This is a genomic window from Alteribacillus sp. JSM 102045, from assembly GCF_041949975.1.
Taxonomy (GTDB): Bacteria; Bacillota; Bacilli; order Bacillales; family Marinococcaceae; genus Alteribacillus.
Genome location: NZ_JBHFQG010000002.1, coordinates 226632 through 237038, shown reverse-complemented (window position 1 = coordinate 237038; position 10407 = coordinate 226632). Strand labels below are relative to the sequence as shown.

8 protein-coding genes are annotated in these 10407 nt (G+C 39.4%); all 8 read right to left on the bottom strand.

From position 1 onward, the window contains the following. Nucleotides 1–170 precede the first annotated feature (170 nt). The 8 genes from hfq to miaB all read right to left on the bottom strand — a co-directional run bounded on the left by hfq (nt 171) and on the right by miaB (nt 10392). On the bottom strand, nt 171–425 hold the full coding sequence (hfq, locus tag ACE1TI_RS02670) for an RNA chaperone Hfq (RefSeq protein WP_375006025.1): 255 nt from the start codon (nt 423–425) through the stop codon (nt 171–173). Nucleotides 426–470: 45 nt separating this feature from the next. Further along, nucleotides 471–1403 (bottom strand): tRNA (adenosine(37)-N6)-dimethylallyltransferase MiaA, encoded by a 933-nt coding sequence (gene miaA, locus ACE1TI_RS02665; protein ID WP_375006024.1) that lies wholly within the window; start codon nt 1401–1403, stop codon nt 471–473. After that, nucleotides 1396–2190, bottom strand: coding sequence for a class I SAM-dependent methyltransferase (locus ACE1TI_RS02660; RefSeq protein ID WP_375006023.1), 795 nt, complete (start codon nt 2188–2190; stop codon nt 1396–1398). The genes miaA and ACE1TI_RS02660 overlap by 8 nt, the downstream gene beginning before the upstream one ends. Nucleotides 2191–2679: 489 nt before the next feature. Continuing rightward, nucleotides 2680–4575 (bottom strand): DNA mismatch repair endonuclease MutL, encoded by a 1896-nt coding sequence (gene mutL, locus ACE1TI_RS02655; protein WP_375006022.1) that lies wholly within the window; start codon nt 4573–4575, stop codon nt 2680–2682. A gap of 28 nt (nt 4576–4603) precedes the next feature. Further along, nucleotides 4604–7252 carry a DNA mismatch repair protein MutS gene (mutS, locus tag ACE1TI_RS02650; protein WP_375006021.1) on the bottom strand — a complete coding sequence of 883 codons (2649 nt, stop codon included), beginning with the start codon at nt 7250–7252 and terminating at the stop codon, nt 4604–4606. A gap of 135 nt (nt 7253–7387) precedes the next feature. Next, nucleotides 7388–7957, bottom strand: a complete 570-nt coding sequence (gene cotE / locus ACE1TI_RS02645; RefSeq protein WP_375006020.1) for an outer spore coat protein CotE — start codon at nt 7955–7957, stop codon at nt 7388–7390. 387 nt (nt 7958–8344) lie between these two features. Continuing rightward, nucleotides 8345–8776 (bottom strand): YlbF/YmcA family competence regulator, encoded by a 432-nt coding sequence (locus ACE1TI_RS02640; protein ID WP_375006019.1) that lies wholly within the window; start codon nt 8774–8776, stop codon nt 8345–8347. Further along, nucleotides 8776–10392, bottom strand: a complete 1617-nt coding sequence (gene miaB / locus ACE1TI_RS02635) for a tRNA (N6-isopentenyl adenosine(37)-C2)-methylthiotransferase MiaB (protein WP_375006018.1) — start codon at nt 10390–10392, stop codon at nt 8776–8778. The genes ACE1TI_RS02640 and miaB overlap by 1 nt, the downstream gene beginning before the upstream one ends. Nucleotides 10393–10407: the final 15 nt, after the last annotated feature.

Sequence of the window (10407 nt, the reverse complement as noted above, 5' to 3'; positions counted from 1 at the left end):
GGGGCGGAAGTTTGCCTCCAGTTTCCTTCAGATTCCAGGTCACCCTGGACACCCTTACCTTTGGCTAACGGCTACAACGACCTTCGCCGCTCGGGACTTGAACCCTATAGTTTATGCACATGCCGGGCACACACCTAAAAAAGCTCCGGATTAATCCGGAGCTTTTAGGCTTAAGCCTCAGAAGAAGCATTTTCTGTTTCTGCTTCTACTTGTATGGACACATTGCGCTGAGGTGCAAAAGTCGAAATTGCATGCTTATATATAAGCTGCTGTTTGCCATCACTATCTAGCACTACTGTAAAATTATCGAACGCTTTCACCTGACCGCTCAGTTGAAAACCATTTAATAAATAAACTCTTACTGGCATTTTTTCTTTACGTAATGTGTTCAAAAATTGATCCTGGATGTTAATTGGCTGCTTCATCTCATTCAGTCCCCCTCATCATACTCTACTAGGAGTATTCGACTTTTAATAAATTTTTCCTTCTACGAAAGAAATCATTTCATTTATTTTTTTATTTTTGTTTCCTTGAGTTATATCAAACCATTCCACTTTTTCTTTGTTGTGAAACCAGGTTAGCTGCCTTTTTGCATAACGGCGTGTATTTTTCTTTAATAAAAGAATTGCATCTTCTTTAGTGTATTCCCCTTTAAAATAGGGAAAAAACTCCTTATATCCAATTGCCTGAGCTGCTTGGCATTTTTCTGAATAATTATCATACAGCCATTTGGCTTCTCGTATAATTCCGTTTTCAACCATTTTGTCTACGCGCAAATTTATCCTTTTATATAAGGGTGTCCTGTCCATGGTCAGACCAACCATTACGAGGTGATACGGCGACTCATTCCTTTCCTGGTTCGCGAATTCTTTTCGATTTTGGCCAGTTAGATGATTGATTTCTAAGGCTCTTACTACTTTTTTTATATTATTTGGATGAATAGAGCTGGCACTTACCGGGTCTACCTGCTCCAACCTCTCGTGCAAAGCGTTCGCACCATGATGCTCTGCAAATGCTTCCATCTCTTGTCTAAAAGCCGGATCAGATGGAGACTCATGAAAGTCAAGCCCTCTTGTAAGCGAGCGAATATAAAAACCTGTGCCTCCAACTACCAGCGGTAATTTATTCTTTCGGTGTATATCTGTAATAAGCTTTGCCGCATCATGTTGAAAAGATGCAGCGGAATACGATTCAGAAGGTTCTAATTCGTCAATCAGATGATGTGTAATGCCCTTCTGCTCTTCTTTAGATACTTTGGCTGTTCCAATGTCGAGCCCTTTATATATTTGCATGGAATCTCCGCTTATGATTTCTCCGTTAAAATGGGAAGCTAGCTGAATTCCTGCTTCTGATTTTCCAACGGCAGTAGGGCCGACGATCACGACTAGTTTTTCTTTATCCATACGTGTTTCCTTCCTTTTCCATTACAGCATACCCAAAGGAAGCACTTTTTCTTCTTTTCTTAAAAACAAATCCCAGTTTTTCTAAATGTTGATTTGGAAAAGAGCTTTTTACAACAATCCTCCGCTTCGCTACTCTAAGTGCTTCTTTTACGTGAATGGGCTGCAAGGTATCATAACAGGTAAAAGACCGGAGCGGGGCAATATGAACGGAAGATTCCTGCGTTTCTTCAAACATTGGATCAAAATAAATAATATCAAAAGCCTGATCTGTCTGTTCTTTTAAATAACTGTAATAATCTGTGTTAACAACTTTAATCCGTCGCATGGATTGATTAAATGTATCTAATTCCTCCCGCCAAACTTGAAGTCCTTTTCTAACAATTTCAGTTATGTATTTATTCTTTTCTAATGCAGCAGTATATCCATTTTGACCTGTAATAAAACTTCCAACTATACTGTCTGAAGCTAAACCCATGGTACAGTCAAGCAGGGACATTCCCCATTGTAATTTCATTGCTTCAACCATGGGATCTTTGCTGCCCTTTATAATACGCTGCACACGGAGCCAGGCCATGCTCGGGTGGAAATGAAACGACTGAGTTAAATCAGGATGATATAGTTTGTCTCCCACTTCACTTACTACATAAATGGCTTCCTTCGTTTCCTGCAGCCATTTTTGAAGCGAACGTTTCCTTCTCTCTTTAAAAGCAGCATTCCAATTTGCGGCTAACCTGCGGGCTTCTATCGTATCAGCATGTGAGAATGTTTTAGCCGTAGTTACAATCATACAAGATTCCCCTTATCTTTAAACAGTATACCATTTTTAAAAAAATTTGGCTTGACTCCTGTAGAAGGAACCGCTTAAAAAAGTCAAATGCTGTCCAATGGCGGCCATTATCATGACCTTTCCTATACTGGTTGCCATAAAAATTTATCATTCACATGGTAACTGAAAAAATCCCTTTAAACAAAGGGAGTTCATAATAATGAAAAATAGCTCAGCCTGTCTCCGTTGAACCCATATAAAAAAGGCGCTTCAATCAGCGCCTTTTTGTCTCCTTAACTATCGGATTGGGATTGTTTGAGCATATAAATCGCCATGATAAGGCTTACGATAATAACAAAAGCAGAAACTCCCAATACGACTACAAGATCCAATGGTGTCATGCATAAACTCCCCTTCACCAGCTTTTGCATGAATTATAACATGGCATTATCATTAATATTTCTCGAAATTGTGACGAAGATGTAAACATTTTATTGGCAGCTTTGGTATTTACATCACACGTTTAAACATTTTTTCCATGTCATAACTCGAGAAGTGGATAATAATCGGGCGGCCGTGCGGGCATGTAAACGGCACTTCACATTGGCGGAGCCGGTCCATGAGAGCATTTATTTCATCAGCTCTTAGAAATCGATTGGCTTTAATAGCAGCTTTACAAGACATTAAAATTGCGGCTTCTTCTCTTAATTTATGGATGCTGATTTTTTTGTCTTCCATTAACTGCTGAAATAATTCCCGAATTGTACTTTCTTCTTGACCAGATGGAAACCATGAAGGATGGGCACTCACTCTGTAGGTACGATAACCAAACGGCTCTAAAAAAACCCCCACATCTTCAAGATCTTTTTTATGAGATTGCAGCAGGAGCTCTTCTTCCGGTGACACTTCAAATGTTATTGGTACAATAAGATCCTGCAAGTGAGGATGTGTCTCGCCGATTTTGCCTCTGAAATACTCATAAAATATTCTTTCTTGAGCGGCGTGCTGGTCAACAATATACAATCCTTTTTCATTTTGAGCTAAAATATAGGTTCCATGCATTTGGCCTATAATTTCAAGCTCCGGGACCCTCTTATCTTTAATTGTTTCTTTTTTCATTGTGCCCGCGGGTTCTTCCAAATTGGCTGCTTGCGTCTCGTGTGCAATATCGTTAATTACCAGCTCAACATCCTTTCGTTCTTCCACTGCTTCCATTTCATTTACTGCATAATCATCTTCTACAGGTGTTTCAGCAGTTAAGAATGATTTTTCTGGTTCACGATCGTAGGAAGTGAATTCCTTATTCGGGCTTGGCTGATCTTTCCGCGGCTGTTTTTGCGTGTTATTTTCTGAAAAGGATAGATGAAGTTGTTCACTGCCTGCGTTTTTTCCTCGTTTTTGATCTACCTCTGGAATAAGTTGTTCTTCGAAAAGCTCAGCTCTAATAGCTTTTTCGAGCACATCTGTAAGCTCTTTTTCTTTACTTAGACGCACTTCAAGCTTCGAAGGGTGAACGTTAACGTCTATTAAAACAGGGTCCATATGAATATGAATAACTGCCAATGGGTATCTTCCTATTGGAAGCAGAGTATGAAACGCATTTTCGATTGCTTTCGTAAGCGGAAAATGCCTTACGTACCTTCCATTAATAAAAGTAGAAATATACTGCCTTGATGCTCGATTTATTTCTGGTTTCGCCACAAAGCCTTCTACTTTGTAATCAACCGAATTTTCTTGAATGGAAAGAAAATTTTGAGCCGTACGGCGTCCATATATTGCAGCAATAACTGCTCTAATATCTCCATTTCCATTTGAAAAAAGAAGCTGCTTCTTATTATGCATTAATCGAAAAGAAACAGAAGGATTGGCCAGGGCAAGTCGATTGACCACATCACTTATATTCCCAATTTCCGTATTGATCGTTTTCATATACTTCAGCCTGGCCGGCGTATTAAAAAATAAATCTCTAACAGTTATCTCTGTTCCTCGTCTACTTTTCGCAGAAGAGAAAGCAATTCTTTTTCCGCCCTGATAACGAATAAGCGTACCGGCACCTTTTCCGGTTCCTGTTTCTAAATTAAGGTTGGACACGGCGGCAATACTCGGTAAAGCTTCACCTCGAAAGCCTAATGTAGAAATATGAAATAAGTCTTTCTCTGTTTGGATTTTACTCGTAGCATGCCGTAAAAATGCTAATTCGGCATCTTCTTTAGTCATGCCTTTTCCGTTATCAGCCACCCTAATTTCCGATAAGCCGCCTTCTTCAACTTGAATATCAATTCGTGTGCTATCCGCATCAATCGCATTTTCCGTTAGTTCTTTTACGACGGAAGCTGGACGTTCTACTACTTCCCCCGCTGCAATTTTATTAGAAAGATCATCGGAAAGCTTTTTTACCGAAGACATGTTCCATTATCCTCCTTTCATTTTGTCATTATGAACGCAGCTTACGTTGGAATTTATACAGTACTTCGAGTGCTTCCATTGGTGACAAGCGCAAAACATCTGTATTTTTAATTTCTTTCATTACTGCTTCAGCGTTTTTATCAAAGGTAGACTCTGTCCATTCGTTATCGGTTTGAAATAAACTGAGCTGTTCTGGTTTTTCTTCTGCGGATACGCTTACTCGTTTTGAAGAAGCAGCATGCTGAAATTCTATCTGATTTTCTTCGTAAAATTTCTCTGATACAGATGATGAAAAATGATTTTGAGGAGGGGCTGCTTGCTCAAACTCAGTGAGAAGAGTTTCGGCTCTTGTAAGAACGTCTTGTGGCAGTTCAGCCAGCTTTGCAACGTAAATGCCGTAACTCCGGTCTGCTTTTCCCTCTTCTACTTTATGCAAAAATACAATTTCTCCCGCCTCTTCTACAGCTCGAACGTGCACATTTTGAAGCTTTGGCATAGTCTCTTCCAAAGTAGTAAGTTCATGATAATGGGTGGAAAATAGTGTTTTAGCTCCAACATGATCATGAATATATTCTACAATTGATTGAGCGAGCGCCATTCCATCATAAGTTGACGTTCCTCTTCCTATTTCATCAAGTAAAATCAAACTGTCCGGTGTTGCTTTGGAGAGAGCATGTTTTGTTTCAAGCATTTCAACCATAAACGTACTCTGTCCGGATGCTAAATCATCAGCTGCTCCTATGCGTGTGAAAATCTGATCAAATACAGGAAGGTTCGCATGGGCTGCAGGTACAAAACAGCCAGTTTGTGCCATTACAGCAATTAGTGCAGCCTGGCGCATATATGTGCTTTTCCCGGCCATATTCGGCCCCGTTATCAGAAGCATTTCCCGGTTTTCGTTCATCGTAATATGATTTGCAACGTAATCACCATGTTCCAACATGTGCTCTACAACGGGATGACGGCCTTCCTGGATATTAAGAGTACGGTTTGTTGAGAAATCAGGCTTTACATACTGGTTTTGTTCACTAACAACGGCAAAACCTTGCAGAACATCGATTTCACTGATAATTCGTGCTGTATTTTGAAGGCTCTGAATAAACTCTTTCACTTTTTCCCGAAGTTCTAAAAATAATTGATATTCAAGCTCTGTGCTATTTTCTTCTGCTCCTAGAATAAGAGATTCTTTTTCTTTTAATTCCGGGGTTATAAAGCGTTCCGCATTTGTTAAAGTTTGTTTTCTTTCATAGCGCCCTTCCGGAAGAGAGGGAATATTTGGTTTCGTTACCTCAATATAATAACCAAAGACTTTATTAAAACCCACCTTCAAGGACTTAATACCAGTTTCTTCCCGTTCTTTCTGCTCAAGTCTCGAAATCCATTCTTTCCCATTAGTGCTGGCTTCTTTATACTCATCCAGCTGTGTATGATATCCACTTCTTATAATGCCTCCGTCTGTGATGGACAGAGGAGGATCTTCCACGAGGCTGTCTTCAAGCAGCTGACGAAGGTCATTAAATTCTTCCGCTTCCTCTAATAACTCGTCCACATAATCATTATTCAAGCTCCTTAATAAAGCAAAAATATCAGGTAGCTCCTGGAGGGACCTGCGCAGCTGTACAAGCTCACGCGCGTTTACGTTTCCGTACGAGGTTTTTCCTGCAAGTCTTTCTAAATCATATACATGACGTAGCTTTTCTCTTAATTCTTCTCGTTCAAAATACTGGTCTAGTAAGGACTCTACCAGAGATTGTCTTTTTCGAATGGTATCTACGTTTAATAATGGCTCTTCCAGCCATTTTTTGGCAAGTCTGCCGCCCATTGCAGTCACAGTCTGATCCATCAGCCATAGGAGAGAACCTTTTCTCTTTTTTTCCCTCAGCGATTCGGTTAATTCTAAATTGCGGCGGGAATGCAAATCAAGCTGCATATATTCATTTGGGTTGTAAATTTGAACGGGCTGCAAATGAGATAAAGCTCGTTTTTGCGTTCGTTTAAAATAGTTTGTCAAAATAGCGACAGCTTTTTTTAATTTTTCGTTGGCCCAATGCGTGCAAAGCTTTTCAAATTCCGGCCGCAGCTCCTCAGAAGTTTCGATCGAAAACAAGACAGAGGAACCAGCCAGCATGTCTTCTTTAAAGTCAGGCGGAGCCACTAATTCTTTAATATCAGACCTTAATATTTCTCGTTCCCATTCGCTATGCTGTTCTCCAAGCATGGCTGCTGCAGTTTCTCCAGTTGTTAAATCTGCTTTTATAAAAGCAGCGGTTCCATCTTCAAATGGATACAAAGCAGCAATAAAATTATTTTCTTTCGCTTGTATAGCCTTTCCCTCCATCACAGTTCCTGGTGTAATCAGCTGTACAACTTCTCTTTTAACGACTCCTTTAGCCGTTTTCGGATCTTCTACCTGTTCACAGATCGCAATTTTGTAACCTTTCTCTATTAAAGTGGATATGTATTGTTCAGCGGAATGATAAGGTACTCCGCACATAGGTATGTCCTGTTCATTTTTACTTCCTCGTTTAGTCAAGGTGATTTCTAATTCTCTTGCTGCTTTTATTGCATCATCAAAAAAAAGCTCATAAAAATCACCGAGCCGAAAAAATAAAAAAGCATCTTCATATTCTGATTTCACTTGTTTATATTGCTTTATCATGGGTGTTTCTTGTGCCACTTTTATTCCTCCAGCAATTGATTGTATACCTGTAAAAACCTATTGTTTATTATATCATACAGCAGAAGCTTTAAGGCTGAGAAAAAATTCAGCCAGTCTCACGTACTAACGCAAGCCTGGCCGCTAAACATGTAATTATTGTTTTTTTTCATCTAGAAAATCTGTGTCAATTTTTTTCAGCTCTTCATCTGAAACCTGTTCATCCCAATTAATATTTTTGTAATCATCATCTTCAGCGTCAGGGTGAATTTGAATACAGACTTTCGTTTCTCCTACTAATTCAGCCGAAAATTCTTTTTCGACGTCCACTTTGACTTCTTTTCCTTTTTCCCCAATAGATGCTTCTAAGGTATTCGGCTGCTTAATAGTTCTAGCGATGATATCGACTTCATCACCGATCATCTCTTTTTGTTTCATCGCAAGAGGTACAACTTCAGAGTATGTCACATTTTCTGAAGTCACATCTGTTTTTGTGTTTTCATCATACGAGTACCAGACATTAATGTCATAGCTGCCAATAATTTCAATAGAATCTCCTTTTCTGTCTGCTTCGTACTCATGATTAATAATCCAGCACCCTAAAATACTTGTTGGCTTTTGTGGCGGCTTTACGACATGAGTGTCTTTGCAATGCTTTTTCCCTTTTCCACACACGGCTTTTGTTACAATCTCCCGATATTGTGCCTTATCTTTTTCCGATGGCATGTAGTACCCTCCTTTTCAAACATGAAAAACACCAGCTCTAAGATGCATTCACAACCATTCATGTTTAACTATATGCATGGCAAACGTCTATGTTGTCAATTTTATTCAGCCGTGCTTGCAGGTATGTCACTTGTACTTTTCTTATACTTTATGACAGTTTAAGGAATAAAGTATAAGTAAAAATTAAGGCTTCCGCCATTTGAACTTGGCGGCAAGCCAAGTTTTTCTAATGTGCGCGGCTCTTTTACTTTATATTTATTAGTTGTCTTTGAAATATATGTCTATTAAATACGGTACGTGAAATTTTGTAAATGGGAATAACATATCATACCCATTCCATATATAAAAGAGCTGTCCCTGATTTACTCATGGGACAGCCCGGATTAGTCAGCTATTTTTGATATCGATAAAAGGACTTTTGTTTGTAGTACCTTTTAATTTATCTCCGCCCGTTGACTCAATGATTTCATCTGTCACCGTGTTAGAAATAGTAGTAGAAACGAGCTGAAGCAGATGATTGACATCCTTTTGGCTCTGTTTAAATTCCTGCACTAACGGAATGTCATCAATTTCTTTATTAAGCTCATCAATTTCTTTTTCAACCTGTTTTAACGCCTCATGCTTTTCATAATGCTGCAGATTCACGGCTTGTTTCTGCTTATTTTTTATTTTACCTATCAGCTCTTGGACTTTAATGTTTTTATTAATTTGCGCTTCGGCTCTTTTAAAGAAGTCTACCTCTTCTGTTTCAGAAATTAACTTCCCCAGCTCTTTCGCTTTATCAAGTACTTCTTTCTTGGAGTAAACTGTGTCGCTCATTATTTATTCACCTCAGCCATTTCCACCATTTCCCCGTCAAGTGTCCACGTTTTCGCCTCTGTAATCTTCGTATAAACTATTTCACCTATACAGGATTTAGGCCCGCGGAAGTTAACGAGTTTGTTAGTACGGGTTCTTCCAGAGAGAATATCTGGATTTTTCTTGCTTTCCCCTTCCACCAAAACTTCTACAATCTGCCCTTGCAGTTCTTTATTGCGGCGGGCAGAAATTTCATTAACTACTTTATTCAACCGGGCAAGACGATCTTTTTTCACATCCATCGGTACGTTATCTTTCATTTTTGCTGCCGGTGTGCCGTCTCTTGGAGAATAAATATACGTAAAGGCACTATCATAGTCCATCTCCTTCACGAGAGAAAGAGTATCCTGGAACTGTTCTTCCGTTTCATTCGGAAAGCCTACAATAAGGTCTGTTGTAAAGGAAGCGTGAGGCATTGCTTCTTTTATTTTTCTAGCAAGCTCCACATATTGTTCTCTTGTATATTTTCTGGCCATTAGCTTTAACACAGCATTATTCCCAGACTGCACCGGCAAGTGAATATGCTCTACCAAATTGCCGCCTTGGGAAAGCACCTCAACCAAGTGATCATCAAAATCGCGTGGGTGGCTGGTTGTAAATCGAATACGTGGAATATCAATTTTATGAAGCTCATCCATCAAGTGACCGAGCCCATATTCTCTATCCAGGTCTTTTCCATACGCATTCACATTTTGTCCGAGAAGTGTAATTTCTTTATATCCTTGACGGGCAAGGTCTCTAACTTCTGCTATGATGTCTTCTGGAAGCCGGCTTCTTTCTTTTCCGCGTGTATATGGTACGATACAATACGTACAAAATTTGTCACAGCCATACATTATATTTACCCAGGCCTGTGTCTTACCGGCACGTTTTCTAGGCATGTTCTCAACTACGTCACCTTCTTTAGACCATACCTCAATTACCATTTCTTTGCCTTGAATCGCATCTTTTAAAAGGTGCGGAACGCGGTGGATATTATGAGTACCGAAAATTAAATCGATATGCTGGTGTTTTTGCATAATGCGGTTAACAACGGATTCTTCCTGGGACATACAGCCGCAGACGCCTAAAATCAACTCCGGCTTTTCCCGCTTTAATGTTTTTAAATTGCCGATTTCGCCAAAAACTTTGTTTTCTGCGTTTTCACGAATAGCACATGTATTTAAGAAAATAACATCTGCGTCCTCGGCCTTATCGGTTTCAGAAAAACCCATCTCTTCTAAAATACCTGACATATTTTCTGTGTCATGATAATTCATTTGGCAGCCGTAGGTACGAATTAAATAATTTTTCCCGGCTCCAATGCCCTGCATTTCAGATGGAATAGAGAAATTGTAGTGTACTTCTACATCTTCTTTACCGCGGCGTTTTCCTTTCTTGTAGTCAGGCTGTTCATTTATTAAAATACTGCGGCCGCCGATTTTCATATATTGCTTTCCATTACTGTCTTCTTCCATTTGAGCTTTTGAGAAATCAAAATATTTACTGTAATCTTTTGATGAATTTTTATCATTTTTAGAAGAAGCATCCTGCGAGGTCCATTCACCTTGCTGCTGCTTTCGTTGTTCTTCATTCATGAGCCAGCTCTCCTT

Bases quoted from the DNA above. Each gene is read 5' to 3' on its own strand.
- hfq (WP_375006025.1), bottom strand. From the start codon at position 425: ATGAAGCAGCCAATTAACATCCAGGATCAATTTTTGAACACATTACGT.
- miaA (WP_375006024.1), bottom strand. From the start codon at position 1,403: ATGGATAAAGAAAAACTAGTCGTGATCGTCGGCCCTACTGCCGTTGGA.
- ACE1TI_RS02660 (WP_375006023.1), bottom strand. From the start codon at position 2,190: ATGATTGTAACTACGGCTAAAACATTCTCACATGCTGATACGATAGAA.
- mutL (WP_375006022.1), bottom strand. From the start codon at position 4,575: ATGTCTTCGGTAAAAAAGCTTTCCGATGATCTTTCTAATAAAATTGCA.
- cotE (WP_375006020.1), bottom strand. From the start codon at position 7,957: ATGCCATCGGAAAAAGATAAGGCACAATATCGGGAGATTGTAACAAAA.
- ACE1TI_RS02640 (WP_375006019.1), bottom strand. From the start codon at position 8,776: ATGAGCGACACAGTTTACTCCAAGAAAGAAGTACTTGATAAAGCGAAA.
- miaB (WP_375006018.1), bottom strand. From the start codon at position 10,392: ATGAATGAAGAACAACGAAAGCAGCAGCAAGGTGAATGGACCTCGCAG.